Here is a 21,412-nt window from a genome sequence, read left to right as displayed (position 1 = left end):
GCGGGATTACGCTTATCCATACGTTTCCACAATGCGCAAAGCTAAGACATAACAAATAATGATACCATAAATCTGCAAATAAAATAACCCCATTATCTAAAACAGGCCTTATTTACACAAAAAAGAGCGGAGGAACATCCCCCCGCCCTTCTCTGCTATAAAAATATAACTAATCTACGATTTCAGCAGTGTCGCCGTTATTGGCACCTGCAGCATTCGCTTCGTCGGTGTCGATGTGCATATCAAGCTTAAAGCTGTCAGATACACGGGCGATCACGTTTTCGAGAACCAATCCGCGTTCACCGCCAAGGCGTACTTTGAGCAATTGCTTGTCAGCAATACCCCAAGCTTCTGCTTCGGAAGTGTGGAAGTGAATGTGACGGGCTGCAATGATTACGCCAGTCTCCAGCTCAACTTCACCTGCTGGTCCTTTAAGAGTAATGCCTGGTGTTCCCTCGATATGTCCGGATTCGCGGACAGGGGCTTTCACACCGAGGCTGAAAGAGTCGGTGCGGGAAATTTCAAGTTGCGATGCCGGACGGGCAGGTCCGAGAATTCTAACTTTGTCGAACTTGCCTTTGCTGCCGATAACGGCCACTTGCTCGTTTGCTGCGAATTGTCCTGGTTGGGAGAGCGGTTTGAACTCAGTCAATTGATAGCCTGGGCCAAACAATGCTTCCACGTGCTCCTGCGTAAGGTGAATATGCCGGGCCGACACACCTACGGGTACAGTCTTGCTCATTGTAAGTCACTCCTTGTATTTTCTCTAGTATCTGTACAAGCCACTGAACATTATACAACTTCTTACCCAAAAATAAAAAGGCCAGGCTCACATTAAGCGTTAATTTTTCGACATTTCTCCGACAATTCGCATTATTTCCTCCTTCTCAGTCACCGTTTCGCCATTTTATAAATAAACCCGTGAAGGCAGCTGTGTACTCAAAAAACGCATGGCATTCCCATGCAGCCAGCCCTTCACCTCATCCTCGGGATAATGCTTCAGCAGCAAATCGGCCAACTCCGTATATTTTCCGGGATGCTCCAGTCCTTCAATCCAGGCATCAATACCGTCGAAATCCGACCCGAACATCAGCTGACGCGATCCGCCCAGACTGCAGACATGCTCGATATGCTTCAGAAGATCCTCTGCCTTGGCCCCGCCCCCATTACGGACAAACCAGGGAACAAAGGTCAGCCCGATCCGTCCGTCCATGGCAATGACCGCTTTAATCTGCTCATCACTTAAATTCCGGGGATGTCCGCACACAGCTGCCGCATTGGAATGGGATGCAATAAAGGGGCGTGTACTGCGCTCAGCCAGCTCCCAGAACCCGGCCGGAGAGAGATGGGACACATCCAGCAGCATTCCGCTGGTATTGCACCATTCGATGAGCTGCCTGCCTTTTTCCGTAAATCCGCCGTTTCTTGACTCCAGTACCCCATCCGCTGCCCAATTCGCATAATTCCAGGTGATCCCAAGAAATCGCACACCAAGCTCAAACAGCAGCTCTGCATAAAATAAATTCCCTTCCAGGCCGTCGACACCCTCAAGCGAAAGCATCGCCCAGGCTGATTCGGGGGCAGACGTTACAACCGTCTCTTCTTTCCAGCGAAGCCACCGCAGGCCTTCCCCGCAGATAATCCGTTTGCGGAACAGCTCAAGCTGACCGAGTATCCTTTCAAACCGGGGTTTTCCCAAAGTCCCGGACAAATAGACCGCAAAAACCTGCAGTCCCACATTACCCGCCGCCAGCCGTTCCGCTGTCACATCCAGCCGGTGATCATTATTAAAATCTATGTCCGGTTCCGCCTGCAGCTTGCTCAGTGCATCACAATGAAAATCCGCAACCTTAAATTTTGCCGCCGTCCCCATCTTCTCCCCTCTTCCCATACCGCTAAAATACCATGCAACGCCCTTATTCCTTTCTAATCATTAGCGTCAGCCGTTTATATTAACAGCTTATGCCATCAATCCGCTCCTTTTCCCAGAACAGCAAAAAACCTGTTTACCTAAGTAAACAGGTCCATCAGAACAAGTTCATAAATTATCTGGGTTCCACAATGAGTTTAATCGCCGTCCGGTCCTCTCCGTCAATTACGATATCCGTAAAAGCTGGAATGCAGACCAGATCAACACCGCTTGGCGCGACAAATCCCCGGGCGATGGCAACTGCTTTGACTGCCTGGTTCAGTGCTCCTGCTCCAATAGCCTGCAGCTCGGCCGATCCACGTTCACGAAGAACACCTGCTAATGCACCGGCAACGGAATTCGGATTGGATTTAGCTGATACTTTTAATACATCCATAGTAAGTACCTCCCCTGGGAAAATGATGGTGTTCTTCCACTACTGTAGATGTTATTCGCGGGAGAAGAAATAATTCCTTCTTTTTGCGGACTACGCCGGAGAAATTGGTACAAAAGATACTCTTTTTCGATATAAAAAAGATCACACTTTATCCAAAAACTGCGATTTTTCCCGAATGTCCTACTACACGATATCCAGGCCTAGCTCATAACCCATTCATCTTCACGCAAACGAATCTTCTCCAGACGTGTCGCTTTACCTGTAGCCTCGTCAATCTCCGCGAATAACCCGTTCAACTGCCATTTACCTTCGTCTACCACAAATCTCGACGGGAGCTGGGTAGTGAATTTATAAAGGACCGCATCCTTTTCCATACCCAAAATTCCTTCTCTTGAACCAACCATGCCCGCATCGGTCAGATAAGCGGTTCCGCCTGGAAGAATGACATCATCGTTGCTTTGCACATGCGTGTGGGTGCCGACTACAATAGATGCCATGCCGTCCATAAAATAACCCATGGCAATCTTCTCAGAAGTTGCTTCGGCATGAAAATCAACGAGAATGCACTTGTGGGTACGGCGCAGCTCCTCCACAATTTCTTCCCCTACCCGGAACGGGTCATCAATAGCCGGCAAAAAGGTGCGTCCCTGCAGATTGACAATCGCCAGCTGTTTGCCGTTGCCTTTAACCACCGTATACCCTCTGCCCGGGGTTCCCGGCGGAAAGTTCGCCGGTCGGATCATCCGCGGCTCATCGTCGATAAATTCAAAAATATCCTTATTGTCCCAAGTATGATTACCCAATGTAATACCATGTACACCCCAATTAAAAAATTCATTGGCAATTGCTGAGGTAATCCCTCTGCCTGCGGCTGCATTTTCACCGTTAACGATGATGATATGGGGCTGGTACTTGCTCTTTAATGTCGGCAGCATTTCCCGCAGAGCCTTTCTGCCGGTATTGCCTACAATATCACCTATAAATAAAACTTTGATATCCTTCTCCTCCTAACATTAACTGCTCTGCCTAACCTTTTCTCTTTGTTTTGCGGGAAAGAAAAAAGGCCCCGCAGGGGGCCAATTTCCTTGCTTATTTTGCGTATTCCACAGCCCGTGTCTCGCGGATAACGGTAACCTTGATATGACCCGGATAATCCAGCTCACTCTCGATCATCTTCGTAATGTCGCGTGCCAGACGGAAGCTTTCCGCATCGTCGATCTTCTCAGGCTGCACCATCACGCGAACCTCACGGCCCGCTTGAATTGCATAAGACTTCTCGACGCCTTCGAAGCTCTCGGAGATCTCTTCCAGCTTCTCCAGACGTTTGATGTAGGTCTCCAGTGTCTCACGGCGTGCGCCAGGACGTGCTGCCGACAAGGCGTCAGCTGCTCCGACCAGCATAGCAATAACCGAGGTAGCTTCGCAGTCTCCGTGGTGGGATGCGATACTGTTGATAACCACTGGATGTTCCTTGTATTTCTTCGCAAGCTCAACGCCAATTTCAACGTGCGAGCCTTCCACTTCATGATCCAGCGCTTTGCCGATATCATGGAGCAGCCCGGCACGTTTAGCAAGCACGATGTCTTCCCCAAGCTCACCGGCCATAAGTCCAGTCAAATAAGCAACTTCCATGGAGTGCTTGAGTACATTCTGACCATAGCTCGTACGGAATTTCAGACGGCCCAGGATCTTGATCAGATCCGGATGCAGACCATGAACGCCAACCTCGAAGGTAGCCTGTTCACCGTACTCGCGGATCCGCTCATCCACTTCTTTGCGGGATTTCTCAACCATTTCCTCGATCCGTGCCGGATGGATACGTCCATCGGCAACCAGCTTCTCAAGTGCCGTACGGGCGACTTCACGACGGATCGGATCAAATCCCGACAGAATAACAGCTTCCGGCGTATCATCGATAATGAGATCAATACCTGTAAGAGTCTCCAGTGCCCGGATATTACGGCCTTCACGGCCGATAATCCGGCCCTTCATCTCTTCATTCGGCAGAGTTACCACAGATACCGTTGTCTCGGCAACGTGATCAGCTGCACAGCGCTGGATAGCCAGTGTAATGATTTCGCGGGCTTTCTTGTCCGCTTCCTCTTTGGCCTGCTGTTCAATTTCCTTGATCATCTGCGCGGTTTCATGGCGAACTTCCTGCTCTACATTGCTCAGAATGATACTTCTGGCATCATCGATGCTCAGGTTGGAGATACGCTCCAGCTCGGTAACCTGATTCTTGTAAATAACATCAATTTGCTGTTGTGTTTCGTCAATTCGTTTCTCTTTGTTAGCTACTTGTTCTTCTTTTCGTTCAAGCGATTCCATTTTTTTATCCAGCGATTCTTCCTTTTGCAGCAAACGTCTCTCTTGCCGTTGGATTTCATTCCGGCGTTCACGAGTTTCTTTCTCAGCTTCAGTACGGATTCTGTGTACTTCATCCTTAGCTTCGAGTACCGTTTCCTTCTTCAGCGCCTCAGCGTCTTTCTTCGCGTTCTCCACGATGACGAGTGCTTCTTTCTCTGCGCTTTGAATCTTAGCTTCTGCAAGGGATTTACGAATAAAATAACCGAATCCAAAGAATATTGCAGCTACAACGAGAACGATTATGACCCAGATTGCAGTATGCATCTGTTCACCTCCTCGTTGGTTCCTCCAAGGAACTTGCCTTGGGAATTGTGCAGTTGTTAAACTATCCGTTCATCACCATACAAAAAACCGGTAATACACCGATTGCCATACTGCACATGCTGCACATGCACACTGCCCGCCTTATCCGGCGATTACATTTCATATGAGTTGTACGCGAACCGGTTACCTAAGAGTCTGCTTTTTGGGAAGGAAAAAGGATTCTTAGTTTATGCCGATTCATGTTATATTTTATTATTTATAAAAAGACATTGTCAAGAGAGTCGATAATGCCATTAAAGTCAAGAGAATGTCAAGCCGTTCACTCATAATCGTAAAATTCGTCATCATAGCCTTCCGCGTTCTCTTCCTCACGCAGAGTATTTAATACCTGCCGGACCACTTCACCCGGGAAACCGCGCCGCATCAGGAAGGCACCGGTCTTTCTGCGCTTGTCGTTCTTATCCCCGCGGATCATGTTCCACTTCTTGCGCCCGGTCTGCAGTGCGCTCTCCAGTTCTTCTTCAGGCGAAATATTCTCCAGCGCTTCAGCGATCAGCGATTTGTCGATACCCTTCTCCCGCAGCTCCTGGCGGATCCACAGCTTGCCCTTGCGCTGGTTCGTTATCCGCTGCTCTGCCCACTGCTTCGCATACAGGGGATCGTCAATGAAACGTTCCTGCTGCAGACGCTGCAGCACTTCTGTAATTATAGTCTCTCCTATTTCTTTCTCCCTTAAACGGCGGGCCATTTCCTGGGCCGTCCGCGGCTTGCGCTCCAGGTATCTCAAGCCCTCGACATAGGCCCGCTGGCGCTCATCTGCCACTACGATCTCTTCAAGGTCTTCCTTCATGAATGAATTCCCGGAGATCATCCGGTATTTAATCATGACATCCTCATGCACAGTCAAGTTATAGGCGCCGAAATGTATAATATAGCGGTGATCCGACTTCTTCTGCCGCTCTACCTTGGTTATTTCCAGAAGCTCACCCTCCGGAAAATCCGCCAGTGCCTGCACTTCCTGATCTTCGGGCTCAGGATTAAGTTGAATTACCATAGGTTCATTCACCTCTCGCTCTAACGATATAAAATGCGAAAACTTTACTATTAATTATCAATAAATAAGTAATTATCAATAAATAAGCGCCCTGCTGCAAACATACACAGGGCGCTTAATATTAGGTTACGTATTATTCAATTTCAAGCAGCAGGTTTTCTTCTTCCTCTTTCTCCGCTGCAGCCTCAGCTTCCGACGGAGCAGCAACAATGGTGGTCAGGTTGCTTGCTTCACGGATCTTGTTCTCAATCAGCAAGGCAATTTCCGGATGCTCTTTGAGGAACTGCTTGGCATTCTCACGTCCCTGGCCAAGGCGTTCGCCTTCATAGGAATACCAAGCTCCGCTCTTGTTGACAATGTCCATTTCCGTTCCGATATCGACAAGGCTTCCTTCCTTCGAGATGCCTTCACCGTACATGATATCAACGTCTGCCTGTTTGAACGGAGGAGCCACCTTGTTCTTCACGACTTTGATTTTGGTACGGTTACCGACTACATCATTGCCCATCTTGATGCTTTCTACACGGCGAACATCAAGACGTACCGAGGAGTAGAATTTCAACGCCCGGCCGCCCGGAGTCGTTTCGGGATTGCCGAACATAACGCCGATCTTCTCACGTAGCTGGTTGATGAAGATGGCGATCGTGTTGGACTTGTTGATCGCACCGGACAGCTTCCGCAGAGCCTGGGACATCAGACGGGCTTGAAGACCAACGTGGGAATCCCCCATATCGCCTTCAATCTCCGCCTTAGGCACCAGTGCCGCTACGGAGTCAACGACAATAATGTCTACCGCACCGCTGCGCACAAGTGCTTCAGCGATCTCCAGTGCCTGTTCTCCTGTATCCGGCTGGGACAGCAGAAGTTCATCAATGTTGACGCCAAGCGCGTTGGCATATTTAGGGTCGAGCGCATGTTCCGCATCGATGAAGGCAGCTTGTCCGCCAACCTTCTGTACTTCAGCGATAGCATGCAGGGCAACCGTTGTTTTACCGGAAGATTCCGGTCCATATACTTCTATAATACGTCCTTTTGGAAGTCCGCCAATACCCAGGGCAATATCAAGTGCCAAGGCTCCGCTTGGTACAACTTCCACTTTCATGTGATTGGATTCACCCAATTTCATGATCGAACCTTTACCAAATTGTTTTTCTATTTGACGAAGCGCCATATCCAGCGCAGCACGACGATCTGACAATCAGACCACTTCCTTCACTTGTTTATAGTAATATAATACCGTGTTTTAGAGGTCTTGCCAAGCTTTTTTTCGAACATACATTCGTTTTTTTTGACCGCGGGCGAAAGATACCCTTTTATTGTAAGCCCCCTTTCCTGATGAATGTACCATACATAGTCATTAACCAGCCGGTGTAGCAGACTCACATTTACAGGCTAACCGCAGTCACAAAAACAAAAAACCGCAGCAAAAGGTTCACTATGCCACGGTTCTTCCGTATTTACAATTATATACCGCCCTGCAGAACTATTGCAAGGCTGATCCTTCAAGTGGTGTCTCCACCTTGCGTTCCTCCAGCCTGCGCCACAGACGGTACAGCAGCGCTTTGACAGAGCGCAGCCGGATGTTCTCGCGTGTTCCTTTGAGGTTAAGCTCAAAGACCTCTGTCTTGTGACCGCGTTCGGCCAGGCCGACGTATACCAGACCGACCGGCTTGCGCTCCGAGTATCCCGGTCCCGCTACCCCGGTAACCGATAGTCCGAAGTCGGTGTCTCCCAGCATTCTGACCTGCTCCGCCAGCACCTCTGCAACCTCGGGGCTGACAGCTCCGACGGCATCAGGGCCTTCCAGATAAGAAGCAGGCACGTTCAGCAGCTTTTTCTTAATTTCGTTGGAGTAGCAGACAATACCGCCCTTGAACATGGACGCGCTCCCCGGAATGTTCGTGATGCTCTCCATTAACAATCCGCCGGTGCAGCTTTCGGCTGCGCTGAGCGTCAGCCCGGCATCCGCCATCCAGTCCACCAGCAGCTGCTCCAGCGGCACATCGATATTGGCATACATATTCTCAGGCAGGATTGCCTTGATCTGCTCCTCCAGCACATCAAGCTTCAGCATCGCTTCCCGTTCAGAAGGTGCTTTGGTGGAAATACGGACCGTCACCTCACCTTCCTTGGCGTAGGGGGCAATGGTAGGATCGCTCTGGTTGCGGATCAGATCTATCAGCTTGTCCTCCAGCAGCGATTCACCGATACCCGCGAACTTGAGCATTTTGGAGTAGATCGGCATTTCTGTGGTGAGGGCATGCTGCAGCAACCATGGCTTAACTTTGTCTGTAAACATCGGCTTCATCTCACGGGGAGGTCCGGGGAGCACAATGTAATATTTACTCTCATGGGCAAAAGCAAGGCCGACGGCGAGGCCGATTTCATTCGGAAGCGGAGTTGTTCCGTCAATAATAACGGCCTGTTTGCGGTTATTCTCGGTCATGACTATTTTACGGTCATCGAAGAATCTCTGTACATGATCCATCGCAAGCTGGTCTATATGAAGTGAACGTCCAAGCGCTGCTGCCAGCGCATCCTTGGTAAGATCATCTTCCGTCGGGCCGATGCCGCCGGTGAACAGAATAATATCCGCCCGGCTCCGGGCAATCTCAATCGCCTCCTGGATCCGGCTCTTGTTGTCCCCGACTACGGTCTGGAAATAAACATCAATTCCCATCGCGGCCAGCTCTACCGATAAAAACTGGCCGTTGCTGTTAACGATTTGTCCAAGCAATAGCTCTGTGCCGACGGCAATAATCTCTGCTTTCATAGCTGGCGTTCTCCTCCTGGTGATAATGTCATGACTAGTTAAGGATTAGGGTTAGGCGTTATGAAGCTCCAGCAGTTCCTTGTTCTTCACAAAATAATCGATCCCTGAGTAAATCGTGATCAGAGCCGCCGCCCAGATTGCAATGTCATCCAGCGGAATGCTCACGAACTGGAACGGGAAATTGTTAAGCAGCAGCAGTGAGATGGCAACAATCTGCGTCACTGTTTTTATTTTACCCCATTTGCTGGCAGCTACCACTTTCCCTTCCAGCAGCGCAACCTGGCGCAGACCGGTAACCGCAAACTCGCGGCTGATGATAACGATGGCAATCCAGGAATCGCATCTGCCCAGCTCTACCAGCGAGATCAGCACTGCGGATACCAGCAGCTTGTCCGCAAGGGGATCAAGCAGCTTGCCGAGATTGGTAACCATGTTATATTTCCGGGCAATGTACCCGTCTATCCCGTCTGTACTGGCGGCTAGCAGGAAAATTACGGCTGCGATTAGATGATTAATGGAAAGCTGGAATGATCCCCAATGAATCGGCTCGGGATAGAACTTAAAATCCACCAGCAGAAAAAACATCATAATCGGGATAAGACAAATACGTGCAAGTGTAATACGGTTGGGCAAATTCACTGAAGTTCCTCCCCTGATCCATCCTGATTCCAAAATATGTAGGTAAAAGACCCCGCTGCGGCAGTTACGCATACACTGCGGGGTGCATAGGCTTACTTTAAATTGTTAAACTGCAGATCCAGCGGCAAATCAGCTTTGCGCAGCATTTGGATGATCTGCTGCAGATCGTCACGGCTTTTACCGGTTACACGGATGGTATCTCCCTGAATCTGGCTTTTCACCTTCAGTTTGGAGTCGCGGATGAGGATATTGATCTTTTTGGCATTTTCCTGATCAATGCCCTGCTTGAGGCCCAGACGCTGGCGGACTGTGCCCAGTGCAGCCGGCTCGATTTTGCCGAAATCCAGATTTTTGAGTGTGATTCCGCGTTTGACCATTTTGGACTGCAAAATATCAATGACGGCGTTCAGCTTATATTCGTCCTCGGAGGCAATGATAAGCGCGTCCTTCTCCAGCTTCAGACTGCTTTTGCTGTTTTTGAAGTCAAAGCGGTTATCAATTTCCTTCTCCGTCTGGTGAACCGCGTTGGTTAATTCCTGCATATCCATTTTGGATACGATGTCAAATGAACTTTCCGAACTCATTCTTCCACGTCCTTTGCTTACAATTATTCTTTTCTATTATATGAGAAAGGGCACATGAAGTCTAATTATGGAAGGAAGCTGCCGGGCATGCAAGAAGAAACGGCTTTGCCGTCCTTCAGGGGCGGTATCCGTTTCTGCATTAAATAGATAAATAATTTATAACGGGCAACATATAAAGTCTTATCTTTCAAAATACCTTAAAACGGCTGTGCCGCCTGAAAGGCGGCACCCGTTTTTCTGCGTAAACAAAAGATTATTCCCGTCCCCCGGCATATCCGTTCCCGGGAGACTCCTTCACTGGCCTTATCTGCTGCGTGCGGGAGCCCGGAACATATCCAGAATTCCCAGCACAATATGCGCCAGTCCAAAACCAAGAATTCCATAGCCCCAGGCGCTCGGTGTCAAATAATACCCGAGAAGGCTGACAATAATGCCAAGCCCGGTAACAATCCAGCTGACAGTCATGAGATACACCTCACTTTGGCGTAAGAACTGTAAATCATTCTTAGGTTCTCCAAATTACCAAAGTCTATGCAGGACTGGTTTTACTCGTTTGTATTTCCGGCAGTGTCTTCCGTTCCTTCAGTTCCGCCGGAAGCACCGCTGTCCAGCTCCAGCAGGAGACGGGAAGAGGTTTTGCCGTCCGTAATTTCCTGTCCGTTCACGGTAATGGTGGTCGCCGGAGAGTATCCGGATTTGATATACATCCCTTCCGCACCGAGCGTAAAGCTCAGGGAATCGCCAGCTGCAGTATTACCGAAGCTGAGCTTCTCTCCCTGGGAATTCTCGCCGTTGTAAACCTCAAGCCAGCTAGTACCCGTAGCTGCAATCTTAACCTCTACAGGAGTACCGGAGGAGGCAGTTACTTTAAAGATTGTAGTCTTGCCTGATTTGCGATCCTCAGTAACCGTCACCGGGCCTGCTGTCGGAGAAGGTACAGGTGTAGCAGTCGGCGCAATTGTAGGCGAAGCTGTTGCAGTTGCCGTGCTGTCCCCGCCCGCTGACGGAGAATTACTGACAATTCCGCCACCGACGGCAGTCGGCGAAGGCTGGATCTTGGACGGATCCTGCTGTTCATTCGTTACGTTGGACGAATCTACCGTTTCAGGATCGGATTTGTTCATATTCGAGGAAGCGTACCAGTAGATCACCGCGATGATCAGGACCGGAAAGGTCCACATCAGGACTGTCGGCAGCCATTTGGCATTCCGTTCCGTCTCCGTCCTGCGGCTGCGCTTCTGGATCACCGTTTCCATCGTGGTATCTACAGGAGCCGCCGGAACATTGCCGTGCTCTTCCATCAGCTCGTCCGGATTAACTCCGACAGCTTCGGCATAGGTTTTGATAAAGGCCCGGACATAAAAGCTTCCGGGAAGCACTTTGTAATCCCCCGCTTCGATGGCTTCTAAATATTTTTTGCGAATCTTGGTTACTTCCTGGACATCGTCAAGACTCATCCCCTTTTGGAGACGCGCCTCTTTCAAATGCCGGCCCAGTTCCGACATACCATCACCTCCTAAAAGTTTTGTGAGCAATACTTCCACGATTTTAGCTTCGTACAAAACTCACTTCGGAAGCATACTCTTGGTTTTGTGAGCAATACTTCCACGATTTTAGCTTCGTACAAAACTCACTTCGGAAGCATACTCTTAGTTTTGTGAGCAATACTTCCACGATTTTAGCTTCGTACAAAACTCATTTCGGAAGCATACGCTTAAGTTTTTGTGAGCAATACTTCCACGATTCTGTTTCGTACAGAACTCGCTTCAGAAGCATGTGCTCATTTATAGATCATCACTGTAGCTTGTCGTAAACGACTCGTACAATATTTCTTCTCCAGGATTGTTGCGCAGCTCGATAATGATATCGAAATCATCAAAGGTATACTCGGATTCCCGCACAAAAATATCCGGGTGCTCAATCACCTTCGTGCTCGGCATGCTCATGACCTGCTGCAGCAGATTGTAATGCTTCTCGTTGGAGCGGATGGTGCTGACAATGCCGTCAATAATGAAGACATTATTCGGATTCATTTCATCCTCGGCCAGCTGGCTGCGCACCGTTTGTCTCAGCAGCGTGGACGAGACGAAGGTCCAGCGCTTCTGCGCACAGACGCTCCCCGCAATGATGGACTCTGTTTTGCCGACACGCGGCATGCCTCTAAGTCCTATAACCTGATTGCCTTCCCTTTTAAACAATTCGCCGAGAAAGTCGACAAGCAGCCCCAGTTCATCCCGCGTGAAGCGGAAAGTCTTGCGGTCATCCGAATCCCGGTCAATATATCGTCCATGACGGACAGCCAGCTTATCCACCAGACGCGGGGAGCGCAAGGCCGTAACCGTAATATTATCCACCTTTTTGAGCATTTCACCCATCAGCATAATTTTCTCGTCGTCACTGGTTTCCAGCAGCATCCCGCGGGTTTTGCCTTCAACACCGTTAATCGTCAGAATGTTGACTTCGAGCATACCAAGCATTGAAGCGATATCACCAAGCAGACCAGGTCTGTTCTTATGTATCTTGTACTCCATGTACCACTGTTTATATTCCACTGATTCGCACCTCATAGATTCCTTTTCCCTGTAAGTTGCCATAACCTCAAAAAAACCGGCTTCGGCATAGCTTCTGAAACACGGGTCATGTTAATGATATATAAAATAAAAATGAAAGGCAAGGACACTGTTGTAATAATTGCAGAAAAGCTCCCGCTATGGGGAGCTCCTTCCGCTTGCCTATGCGTTTTTCTTCGCCAGCTTGACCATGAGGGAAGCAATGGTATGCTTCTCATCGTCCGTACCGACATCCCACAGCTCTTTGATCGCCCGGTTGGAGTAGTTGCCCGGATCGACTTTTTTGTCGAGGAATTCCCCGATTTCAAAAGCCAGCTTGGTGATGGTTTCTTCACTCATCCCCATTTTTTCAGCCTGAATGACCCGTTCACCCAGAAAGCTCTTCCAGGTATCAAAGTTCTTTACTACGGATTCTGTTGACATCTTAAATCCTCCTTCATGGTTACGGTCCGGACGCCCTGTTTCAGCCGTCAGCCGTCTTACGTGATGATTTAAAAGCAACAGTATTAATATGTCTCGTACGTGCTGTTCTTATGCTGGAGCATTTCTCCAAGCCGCTCGGAAAAACAGATACGCTAAGTAATCCAGCCGCCATTCGGACTGATCACCTGGCCGGTGATATAACCCGATTCGGGCAATGCCAGAAAATAGACAAGTGAAGCCACCTCTTCCGGTGAAGCAAGCCGGCCGGCCGGAATTTCTTCTTCCAGCATGCGCAGCTCGTCCTCCTGAAGATTATTAAGCATCGCTGTATTCACGGCCCCCGGCGCCACAGCATTCACAGTCACCCCCGAAGGGGCCAGCTCTTTGGCCAGCGCCTTCGTAAAGGCGTTGACGCCGCCTTTGCTTGCGGAGTAGGCCACCTCGCAGGAGGCGCCGGAAATGCCCCAGACAGAAGATACATTAATAATCCGGCCAAAGCGCTGCGAGACCATATAAGGCATAAAAATCTGGCTGCATAAAAAGATTCCTTTGAGGTTGACCGCCATTACTTCGTCCCATTCCTCTTCCGTGACATCGGCCAGCATCCCGTAATGGGCCTTTCCGGCATTGTTGACCAGAATATCCGGCAGCATGCCGCTGCTTTCCAGGCGTTCAGCCATACGCAAAAGCTGGCTGCGGTCCTTCATATCCGCAGCCACGGTCATCACCTTTGCCCCCATTGCCAGACAGCGGCGGGCAACATCATTTGCCGCTTCATGTGAATTCATATAATGAATGACAATGTTCATGCCTACAGAAGCAAAGCGCTCGGCGATTGCACCGCCAATCCCCCCACTTCCTCCTGTTATAAGCACCGTCATCTCATTGATTGGTTTGCCGCCATCTCCCGTTAACGCCATTAAGGGCTCACCACAAGCGATACGCTAAGCTGTTCCCAGTCAACATGGGCACGGAGACGGGCATTGACCTCATCCAGTGTAATCGACTCGTAGACCGGAAGCACTTCAAACAAATCGCCGCCGCGGAACTGATAGCGCGTGAATTCATGGGCGATGCTCTCCGGCGAGTTCAGCATACGCAGATAGCCGCCGATTTTCTTTTTGCGGGCCCGTTCAAAATCCTTCTCGGCAAAGCCGGAAGCAAGCACCGCATTCACCTCTTCCTTGATCCGTTTCAGCAGCAGATCCGGGTCCTTCGTATCTCCTCCGACTGCCGAGAAGGCATATTGCGGGGAACTGTTGAACTCATGGCCGAAGCTGTCCGAAATCAGCTCTTCATCGTACAGCTTCTGATAGAGCGCCGTGCTGCTTCCGAACAGCAGGTCGAGCATCAGCTTCGTTGTCAGGTCACGTCGTACCGCCGCTTCCCCGGTCAGCCCCTCGGGTTTCTCCTTGAATCCGAACAGGCATTTCGGCATGGATACAGCAAGCCGGCTTTCTTTATGTTTCTGTGCTACCTGGACAGGCTCTTCTTCAAAAATACGCGTAATTTCGCCCTGCTTGTCATAGGCCTTAGCCGCCTGGTTCGTGCGGACCAGCTCAAATACCTTCTCGGGCTCAACACCGCCGACAATGAACAGCAGCATGTTGCTCGGATGATAAAAGGAATTGTAGCAAGTGTAGAGCGTTTCTTTGGTGATCGTGGCAATGGAATCAATCGTGCCGGCAATATCGATATGCACCGGATGCTTGGAATACATCGCTTCGATTAATCCGAAATAGACGCGCCAGTCCGGATTATCGGCATACATATTGATTTCCTGTCCGATGATGCCCTTTTCCTTCTCCACGTTTTCATCCGTAAAATAAGGACGCTGCACAAAATCAATCAGGGTGCTGAGATTGGTCTCAATATTTTCAGTTGCCGAAAAGAGATATACCGTCTGGTCAAAGCTGGTAAAAGCATTCGCCGACGCACCGTTGGAGGCAAAGGTGGCAAAAATATCGCCTTCCGGCTCCTCAAACATTTTGTGCTCGAGGAAGTGGGCAATCCCGTCCGGAACAGTCGTTTCTTCACCCCCGGCTACTTTGAAATGATTGTCTACAGAGCCGTATTTGGTCGCGAAGGTGGCGTAGGTTTTTTTGAAGGCAGGTTTGGGCAGTACATATACGTGCAGCCCGTTATCCATGACCTCGTGATACAGCGTTTCCTGCAGCTTGTCGTAATGAAGTTTGTTCATCTGCTATTCCCCCTTCCCTGTCAGGAAATAAATCGTATCCAGCTGGAAGGTGTCGGCAGCCGCCTTCACGTCTTCAGCACCAATTCCGTCCACTTGTGCAAGCAATTCCTGCGCTGAACGGTCTTTTCCGGACAATTGGCGGTTAAAATCAAACGAAATCAGCTCAAAGGCAGAGTCCTGTATCTCGGACAACAGGTTGCGGATCATCGCTTTGGTCTGATTCAGCTCCAGATCGCTGATATTCCCGGCCTTCAGCTCATCGAGCTGTTTGCGGATAATGTCTACAGCCTTGCCGTAATTCTGCGTTTCGATCCCCGACTGGATGGTGCCGATGCCCTTGTGCCCGTCATAGCGGGAGGATGCATAGTACGCAAGACTTTCCTTTTCACGGACGTTAACAAACAGCTTGGAGTGCGGATACCCGCCGAGAATACCGTTGTACATCAGCGCTGAAGCATATCTGTCATCTGAATAGGTTATGGAGGTGCGCAGACCCATATTGAGCTTGCCCTGATTAACATCCAGCTTTTCTTCCACCGTGCGGACCTCTGAAACAGCCACCGGCTTAAAGTTGGAGCTGTAGCCGGCTGTTTCCTTGTGGGCACGGCCAAAATGGCGGATAACCTGCCGTTCGACTTCTTCAGGCGTTGTATCGCCAACCACATACAGATCAAGAATGGCGCCGTTCAGCCATGCTGTATAAGAATCATACAGGCTCTTGGGCGTAATGCTGTCCAGGTCGGCTCTCTGTCCAAGCGGATGCAGACGGTAAGGCTCCTGGCGGCACATTTCCTCAATGCAGCGTTCAGCGGCATAGCGGATTTTATCGTTTACGATCGCTTCCAGCTTCTTGCGCACCGTTTCACGCTCGGTTGCCACATAGGAGGCGCGGAAGCTTCCATCCTCCAGCAAAGGCCGGGTCAGCACCTCACCGAGAAAGGCGAATGACTCGCCCAGCAGACTTTCCTTACTTTGAACAAAAGAATCGTTGATCGTGTCCATCCGGAACTGGACAATCTGATAATCGCCCCGTTTGTAGACATCAAAGCCGAATCCGGCTCCGTAAAGCTCTTCCAGCCGTTCGCGGAACTGCATGGTCTCCGGGTAAGTGGCTGTGCCTCTGCGGAGGACAAAAGGAGCCAGCGCTGTCGGGGTGACTGTGCTCTCATCCAGAGGCACTCCGGCATAGAGGGAAATGGCGAAGGTTTTAAACGCCTTGGTCGGCAGTACATGGATGCGCATGCCTGCAGCGTTGCCATGTTGAAATCCATTGTTTGTCAATTCCAAAACTCCTTTACGGCGTGGATAGATGCAGTGCTATTTAAGTTTATGAAGTATTATCCATTCTAAACCATTCCAAAGTAAGGAAGCAACCGGCTGAGGATTTACCGGTTGCTTTAAGTCGGTGTATAGACTTACATACAGAAGATATGCTCTCCGATCGTGATGACCTGCGGCCGGGTCCAAATCCATTTGGAGGTCGCAGTCCGGGGGTTAAAATAATAGAGGCAGCCGCCGGAAGGGTCCCAGCCGTTAAGCGCCTGCTGAACGGCTTTGCGTGCCTGTTCATTCGGCTCGAGATAGATCTGGCCGTCCGCTACCGCCGTAAAGGCTCCCGGCTGAAAAATAACACCGGACGGTGTATTGGGAAAGCTCGGGGATTTAACCCGGTTCAGGATTACCGCAGCCACCGCCACCTGCCCCTCAAACGGCTCCCCGCGTGCCTCGCCGTATACGGCATTGGCCATGATCTTCAGATCATTTTCGGACAAGCCCATAGTATTACCGGAGGACAATTCTGCAGTTGTATTCGTTTTGCCGGTATTGCCTGTCTTGGCAGCCGTGTTGTTGCCCGTATTCTTTTTGGCAGTCGTGGTTGAAGGCTCTGTCGGCTTCCATGCTTTGGTCGCATTATACAGCTTCAGCTTTGTTTTAGCCCCGACAACGCCATCTGCCTTCATTCCGAATTTCCACTGGAACCAGGTTACCGCATTTTTGGTCTTGGCACCAAACTTGCTGTCAATCTTTCCGTTATAGTAACCGAGATACTTCAGTCTGCCCTGTAGCTCATATACATCCTGACCTGATGAGCCTACCTTCAGCGGAGTCGTCCCGAAAGCCGGAAGCGCCTCTTCCCCGGAAAAAGGGCTGACGGATTCCGTCCGCTGCTGCGGATTGGCGTATACATCCTGGTCCTTGAAAGCTACTCCCGCAAACGGTGCGGCTGCCAGTAGCAGAGTCATTAAGGCAAATATCCACTGCTTATGTTTTTTCATTGGGGTCGCTCTACCTTTCTATTGTAAGTTCAACATGGATGGCTAAAGTTATTATGACGACTGGCAGGACATCCTATGCATGGACAGGCTGAACTGCAATGCATATCCGGCGGCAGCTGTACCGGGTACAGCAAAAAGCACCCTCTCCGCAAAGGAAAGAGTGCTTGATCATTAAAACGGTTAAGAGCTGATCCGGTTCTGCTGATACTGCTCCAGCGACATCAGCACCTCACGCGGCTTGCTGCCCTCGTAAGGCCCGATAACCGAACGGGCTTCCATTGCGTCTATCAGCCGGGCTGCACGGGTGTAGCCCACACGCATACGCCGCTGCAGCAGCGAGACAGATGCCTGCTTCGCTTCCAGTACAATCTGAACAGCCTGTTCATACAATTCGTCCTGCGGCTCCTGATCTTCAGAGACCATATCATCCACCTCGGGTACAAGCGTTTCGTCGTATTCGGCTTCTCCCTGGCTGCTTACGAACTGCACGATCGACTCCACCTCCTGGTCGCTCATGAAAGCGCCCTGGACGCGGACCGGCTTCGAAGCACCCATCGGAAGGAAGAGCATATCGCCGCGTCCCAGCAGCTTCTCGGCACCCGGCATATCAAGAATCGTCCGGGAATCGACATTGGAGGATACGCCGAAGGCAATCCGTGAAGGGATGTTCGCTTTAATCAGACCAGTGATAACGTCAACGGATGGCCGCTGGGTAGCGATGATCAGGTGAATGCCTGCAGCACGTGCCATTTGCGCCAGACGGCAGATTGCATCCTCTACATCATTAGCCGCCACCATCATCAGATCGGCAAGCTCGTCCACGATAACAACAATATAGGGGAGAATAGCGGCCGGGTTATCCTTCATCAGATTATTGTAGCCTTCCACATTGCGCGTTCCCGATTTGGAGAACAGCTCATAACGCTTCTCCATCTCTACTACAATCTTCTTCAGCGCCAGACTGGCCCGTTTCGGATCGGTAACTACGGGAGCAAGCAGATGCGGGATGCCGTTATAGACATTAAGCTCAACCATCTTGGGATCGACCATCAGGAACTTGACCTCGTCCGGCTTGGCTTTGTACAAAATACTGGTAATAATCCCGTTAATGCAGACCGACTTCCCTGATCCGGTAGCCCCGGCAACGAGCAGATGGGGCATTTTGGCCAGATTGCCGACAATGGTCTGGCCGGAAATATCGCGTCCGAAGGCAATGGACAACCGGGATTCGGCATCCTGGAATATCTGTGTTTCCATTACTTCACGCATCGTTACAAGCGAAACCTCCGGATTCGGCACCTCGATACCGATAGCCGATTTACCAGGGATCGGAGCTTCCATCCGGATATCCTTCGCTGCAAGCGCAAGCGCTATATCATCGGTCAGATTAACGATCCGGCTGACCTTAACCCCGATATCCGGCTGGATTTCATACCGGGTTACAGCAGGACCGCGAACCACCTCAAGCACCTTGGCACGGACGCCGAAGCTCTCCAGCGTCGCCTCCAGCTTGCGGGCAGTCTGCATGTAATCGTTCTGGTCTCCCGCTTTGCCGCCGCCGTTCGGTTTGGACAACAGCCTGAACGGCGGAAGCTTATATGGCTTGGGCGGCGGCGGAAGCGGCGGAGCCGGAGCAGTCTCTGCGCTGTCTGCCGTACCCAGCAGGCCCTCCAGATCTACCGTAATATCCTCATCCGGCACATCATCTGGCCCAGGCTGCCGGGCGGCTGCAGGAGTGCCCGGAGCACCTGTACTGCGTGCTTCTGCACTGCGCGCCGCAGGTGAAAACCCGCCCCACTCTTCCCGTTCCTCCTCACTTAACCCTTCTGAACGGATATGCTCAAAGAAGTCACGGATGATCGGAGTCACCGGCTCAAGATCCTCATCGGCAAATCCAGATTCAGGCCCGTCCTGAACAGCATGCCTGCTGTCTGTTTCAAATCCTGAAATCAACGGAGATACAGGCATACCCGGATCTGGTGTTCTCACCTCTGAGCCTGTCTCGTCACCGCCAGCTTCAACAGATCCTCCAGCCCCGGATCCGCCAAGCCAGCTGCCGATCCGGCGGAAGAACAGCGGCTGGCTTCTTCTTGGAAGTGACGGCTCGTCCTCTTCTTCATCGTCCTCGTCATCGTCAGGAGGCGGTGGCGCAGAAGACCTGCCGCTTCTGGACGAACGGGGTGAAACAGGAACCGCAGCCGGGCGGTTGGCCGATCTCTGCCTGAGATTCTCCAGCAGCTTCACGGAGCGTACCCGCAGCAGCGAGAACAGCTCCACATAGGAGAGATTGGTAACCAGCATGAAGCTGATTGCCAGCATTACAATCATAATCAGCTTCGCACCCAATGTACCGAACAGCCACAGCAGTCCTGCGAACTCCAGCGCGCCAACATATCCGCCGCTGATATCCTTGCCTAGCAGATAGACACTGCTGTCATTGGTACCGGGCTTCAGCGCACCGGATAAATCATTATGTATTTGCGCCAGCACATTGCCGGGATGCAGCATATTAATAGGTCCCAGCTTCTGCTGCATGGCCGAGATCGAACTCATAAGGCATAAGGACAGGACCAGCATCACTGCACCGGTATAACGAGTGTTCCAGCCGGACGGCCACTTCCTGTGTATCATGACCATCAGTCCGTAGATGATGCCGACGACCGGCAGAACAAAATAAAATCTGCCCAGCAGGTATCCCGCCATACTGGACAGAGACCGCCCTACGGCAGCTTCGCCGGACAGGGCAATTACCGAAATGGTAATAAGCATAATACCATAAATTTCATATTTAAGAACGCTGCCGATTGTCGCTTTTTTCTTAGACTTTCTCTTTCTCCGTTTAGCCACGCCAGCCACCCCCGGCAACATTATACCATATAATGGCGTGGCGTACCTATGTTCTGTTCTGTAAAAAAATGCAACTTTATGGCACTCCGTTATTTATCGTAATCGACAACTGCACCGGGAGCAAACGACGGATCAAGATATTTGTCCAGCGGACACTGAAGCAGGCGGACAATCCGTGCCTGCCTGCCTTCCAGCGGCTCTACCTGCATCAGCATTCCCCCGATTGTCACTTCCTGCAGCTGCTGCCCGTTACTGTAAGCCCCCTCAAACATTTGTTCAAGCGGCACAACGGTATAAAAGGTCATTGCGTCAGCCCCCCCTGTGCAAGCTCACCGGCTCCTGGAGCCGGTATTACTGTGCCGGCAATCATCCGGTTTAAATGGGCCAGGGCGGCGCCGATTCCGCCAACCTCGTCCATCAGCCCGAACTTAACCGCATCATACCCGCCTACCGCGGTACCGATATCACGGTTCAGTTCTCCTGTTTTGAACATGAGATCCTTGAACATCTCTTCACTGATCCGCGAATGGGAGGTGACGAACCGCACCATCCGCTCCTGCATACGCTCCATATATTCAAATGTCTGCGGCACGCCGATTACAAGCCCGTTCATCCGGATCGGATGAATGGTCATCGTTGCGCTTTCGGCAATGATGGAGTAGCTGGATGCAACGGCAATCGGCACACCGATGCTGTGTCCGCCTCCGATAACCACCGTAACCGTCGGTTTGGAGAGGGAGGCAATCATTTCGGCAATAGCCAGCCCGGCCTCTACGTCACCGCCGACAGTGTTCAGAATAATCAGAAGGCCTTTAATATTCTTGTTCTGCTCTGCCGCCACAAGCTGCGGAATAATATGCTCATATTTAGTCGTTTTGTTGTGCGGCCGAAGTACAAAATGCCCCTCGATCTGGCCGATGATCGTCATGCAGAAAATATCCGGCTCTGCGCTCGGCACCGCTGTCTGGCCCAGCTCTTTAAGCATATTTACGGCCGGCGCGACTGCTTCAGGAGCAGCTGTCCTGGTTTCCTCCGGCTGGACCTCCGCGTTGCTGATGCCCGTATCCTTACCTTGCTTTTTATCCACTTGCAGCTCACCCTTTCCGCTT

General features: G+C 50.9%; 21 protein-coding genes. All 21 read right to left on the bottom strand.

The features are described from left to right. Nucleotides 1–169: 169 nt before the first annotated feature. Entirely contained in the window at nucleotides 170–742 is a 573-nt protein-coding gene (gene pduL, locus BLR64_RS07570; protein WP_090713538.1) for a phosphate propanoyltransferase, read from the bottom strand. Nucleotides 743–907: 165 nt separating this feature from the next. After that, on the bottom strand, nucleotides 908–1,873 hold the full coding sequence (locus BLR64_RS07565) for a dipeptidase (protein WP_090713537.1): 966 nt from the start codon (nucleotides 1,871–1,873) through the stop codon (nucleotides 908–910). 172 nt (nucleotides 1,874–2,045) lie between these two features. Beyond that, nucleotides 2,046–2,306: a stage V sporulation protein S gene (locus BLR64_RS07560; RefSeq protein ID WP_068723905.1), complete on the bottom strand. Its 261-nt coding sequence runs from the start codon at nucleotides 2,304–2,306 to the stop codon at nucleotides 2,046–2,048. Between the two features lie 200 nt (nucleotides 2,307–2,506). After that, the gene (locus BLR64_RS07555) at nucleotides 2,507–3,301 is read right to left on the bottom strand and encodes a TIGR00282 family metallophosphoesterase (RefSeq protein ID WP_068723907.1); all 795 of its coding nucleotides are present in this window, start codon (nucleotides 3,299–3,301) and stop codon (nucleotides 2,507–2,509) included. 94 nt (nucleotides 3,302–3,395) lie between these two features. Next, nucleotides 3,396–4,937 (bottom strand): ribonuclease Y, encoded by a 1,542-nt coding sequence (gene rny / locus BLR64_RS07550; protein ID WP_068723909.1) that lies wholly within the window; start codon nucleotides 4,935–4,937, stop codon nucleotides 3,396–3,398. 319 nt (nucleotides 4,938–5,256) lie between these two features. Next, nucleotides 5,257–5,991: a regulatory protein RecX gene (locus tag BLR64_RS07545; protein ID WP_090713536.1), complete on the bottom strand. Its 735-nt coding sequence runs from the start codon at nucleotides 5,989–5,991 to the stop codon at nucleotides 5,257–5,259. 133 nt (nucleotides 5,992–6,124) lie between these two features. Beyond that, nucleotides 6,125–7,189 carry a recombinase RecA gene (recA, locus tag BLR64_RS07540; protein ID WP_090713535.1) on the bottom strand — a complete coding sequence of 355 codons (1,065 nt, stop codon included), beginning with the start codon at nucleotides 7,187–7,189 and terminating at the stop codon, nucleotides 6,125–6,127. Nucleotides 7,190–7,474: 285 nt separating this feature from the next. Further along, nucleotides 7,475–8,764 carry a competence/damage-inducible protein A gene (locus tag BLR64_RS07535; RefSeq protein WP_090713534.1) on the bottom strand — a complete coding sequence of 430 codons (1,290 nt, stop codon included), beginning with the start codon at nucleotides 8,762–8,764 and terminating at the stop codon, nucleotides 7,475–7,477. A gap of 51 nt (nucleotides 8,765–8,815) precedes the next feature. Then, nucleotides 8,816–9,403 carry a CDP-diacylglycerol--glycerol-3-phosphate 3-phosphatidyltransferase gene (pgsA, locus tag BLR64_RS07530; protein ID WP_068723915.1) on the bottom strand — a complete coding sequence of 196 codons (588 nt, stop codon included), beginning with the start codon at nucleotides 9,401–9,403 and terminating at the stop codon, nucleotides 8,816–8,818. 92 nt (nucleotides 9,404–9,495) lie between these two features. Next, a complete protein-coding gene (locus BLR64_RS07525; RefSeq protein WP_068723917.1) occupies nucleotides 9,496–9,987 on the bottom strand; it encodes a YajQ family cyclic di-GMP-binding protein in 492 nt (163 codons plus the stop codon). 303 nt (nucleotides 9,988–10,290) lie between these two features. After that, nucleotides 10,291–10,452 (bottom strand): hypothetical protein, encoded by a 162-nt coding sequence (locus BLR64_RS30240; RefSeq protein ID WP_167347618.1) that lies wholly within the window; start codon nucleotides 10,450–10,452, stop codon nucleotides 10,291–10,293. An 80-nt stretch (nucleotides 10,453–10,532) separates the two neighbouring features. Further along, the gene (locus BLR64_RS07520; RefSeq protein WP_090713533.1) at nucleotides 10,533–11,492 is read right to left on the bottom strand and encodes a helix-turn-helix domain-containing protein; all 960 of its coding nucleotides are present in this window, start codon (nucleotides 11,490–11,492) and stop codon (nucleotides 10,533–10,535) included. Between the two features lie 279 nt (nucleotides 11,493–11,771). Then, the gene (locus BLR64_RS07515) at nucleotides 11,772–12,554 is read right to left on the bottom strand and encodes a DUF3388 domain-containing protein (RefSeq protein ID WP_167360621.1); all 783 of its coding nucleotides are present in this window, start codon (nucleotides 12,552–12,554) and stop codon (nucleotides 11,772–11,774) included. Between the two features lie 165 nt (nucleotides 12,555–12,719). Then, entirely contained in the window at nucleotides 12,720–12,980 is a 261-nt protein-coding gene (locus BLR64_RS07510; protein ID WP_042177468.1) for a DUF3243 domain-containing protein, read from the bottom strand. A gap of 152 nt (nucleotides 12,981–13,132) precedes the next feature. Further along, nucleotides 13,133–13,900: an elongation factor P 5-aminopentanone reductase gene (ymfI, locus tag BLR64_RS07505; protein ID WP_090713531.1), complete on the bottom strand. Its 768-nt coding sequence runs from the start codon at nucleotides 13,898–13,900 to the stop codon at nucleotides 13,133–13,135. Next, nucleotides 13,900–15,180 carry an EF-P 5-aminopentanol modification-associated protein YfmH gene (yfmH, locus tag BLR64_RS07500; RefSeq protein ID WP_090713530.1) on the bottom strand — a complete coding sequence of 427 codons (1,281 nt, stop codon included), beginning with the start codon at nucleotides 15,178–15,180 and terminating at the stop codon, nucleotides 13,900–13,902. Before yfmH ends, ymfI begins: the two co-directional genes overlap by 1 nt. 3 nt (nucleotides 15,181–15,183) lie before the next feature. Then, the gene (gene yfmF / locus BLR64_RS07495) at nucleotides 15,184–16,461 is read right to left on the bottom strand and encodes an EF-P 5-aminopentanol modification-associated protein YfmF (RefSeq protein ID WP_090713529.1); all 1,278 of its coding nucleotides are present in this window, start codon (nucleotides 16,459–16,461) and stop codon (nucleotides 15,184–15,186) included. A gap of 134 nt (nucleotides 16,462–16,595) precedes the next feature. Continuing rightward, a complete protein-coding gene (gene sleB, locus BLR64_RS07490) occupies nucleotides 16,596–17,456 on the bottom strand; it encodes a spore cortex-lytic enzyme (RefSeq protein ID WP_090713528.1) in 861 nt (286 codons plus the stop codon). A 180-nt stretch (nucleotides 17,457–17,636) separates the two neighbouring features. After that, a complete protein-coding gene (locus BLR64_RS07485; protein WP_415840991.1) occupies nucleotides 17,637–20,303 on the bottom strand; it encodes an FtsK/SpoIIIE family DNA translocase in 2,667 nt (888 codons plus the stop codon). 89 nt (nucleotides 20,304–20,392) lie between these two features. Further along, entirely contained in the window at nucleotides 20,393–20,608 is a 216-nt protein-coding gene (locus BLR64_RS07480) for a YlzJ-like family protein (protein ID WP_090713526.1), read from the bottom strand. Beyond that, on the bottom strand, nucleotides 20,605–21,360 hold the full coding sequence (locus BLR64_RS07475; RefSeq protein WP_244157639.1) for a ClpP family protease: 756 nt from the start codon (nucleotides 21,358–21,360) through the stop codon (nucleotides 20,605–20,607). The genes BLR64_RS07480 and BLR64_RS07475 overlap by 4 nt, the downstream gene beginning before the upstream one ends. Nucleotides 21,361–21,412: the final 52 nt, after the last annotated feature.

The organism is Paenibacillus typhae, from assembly GCF_900099765.1.
Classification (GTDB): domain Bacteria; phylum Bacillota; class Bacilli; order Paenibacillales; family Paenibacillaceae; genus Paenibacillus_AQ; species Paenibacillus_AQ typhae.
The sequence above is the reverse complement of the archived record's forward strand: the minus strand, read 5'-3'. Positions and strand labels throughout refer to the sequence as shown.

Bases quoted from the DNA above. Each gene is read 5' to 3' on its own strand.
- pduL (WP_090713538.1), bottom strand. From the start codon at position 742: ATGAGCAAGACTGTACCCGTAGGTGTGTCGGCCCGGCATATTCACCTT.
- BLR64_RS07565 (WP_090713537.1), bottom strand. From the start codon at position 1,873: ATGGGGACGGCGGCAAAATTTAAGGTTGCGGATTTTCATTGTGATGCA.
- BLR64_RS07560 (WP_068723905.1), bottom strand. From the start codon at position 2,306: ATGGATGTATTAAAAGTATCAGCTAAATCCAATCCGAATTCCGTTGCC.
- rny (WP_068723909.1), bottom strand. From the start codon at position 4,937: ATGCATACTGCAATCTGGGTCATAATCGTTCTCGTTGTAGCTGCAATA.
- BLR64_RS07545 (WP_090713536.1), bottom strand. From the start codon at position 5,991: ATGGTAATTCAACTTAATCCTGAGCCCGAAGATCAGGAAGTGCAGGCA.
- BLR64_RS07535 (WP_090713534.1), bottom strand. From the start codon at position 8,764: ATGAAAGCAGAGATTATTGCCGTCGGCACAGAGCTATTGCTTGGACAA.
- BLR64_RS07525 (WP_068723917.1), bottom strand. From the start codon at position 9,987: ATGAGTTCGGAAAGTTCATTTGACATCGTATCCAAAATGGATATGCAG.
- BLR64_RS30240 (WP_167347618.1), bottom strand. From the start codon at position 10,452: ATGACTGTCAGCTGGATTGTTACCGGGCTTGGCATTATTGTCAGCCTT.
- BLR64_RS07520 (WP_090713533.1), bottom strand. From the start codon at position 11,492: ATGTCGGAACTGGGCCGGCATTTGAAAGAGGCGCGTCTCCAAAAGGGG.
- BLR64_RS07515 (WP_167360621.1), bottom strand. From the start codon at position 12,554: ATGAGGTGCGAATCAGTGGAATATAAACAGTGGTACATGGAGTACAAG.
- BLR64_RS07510 (WP_042177468.1), bottom strand. From the start codon at position 12,980: ATGTCAACAGAATCCGTAGTAAAGAACTTTGATACCTGGAAGAGCTTT.
- ymfI (WP_090713531.1), bottom strand. From the start codon at position 13,900: ATGGCGTTAACGGGAGATGGCGGCAAACCAATCAATGAGATGACGGTG.
- yfmH (WP_090713530.1), bottom strand. From the start codon at position 15,180: ATGAACAAACTTCATTACGACAAGCTGCAGGAAACGCTGTATCACGAG.
- sleB (WP_090713528.1), bottom strand. From the start codon at position 17,456: ATGAAAAAACATAAGCAGTGGATATTTGCCTTAATGACTCTGCTACTG.
- BLR64_RS07480 (WP_090713526.1), bottom strand. From the start codon at position 20,608: ATGACCTTTTATACCGTTGTGCCGCTTGAACAAATGTTTGAGGGGGCT.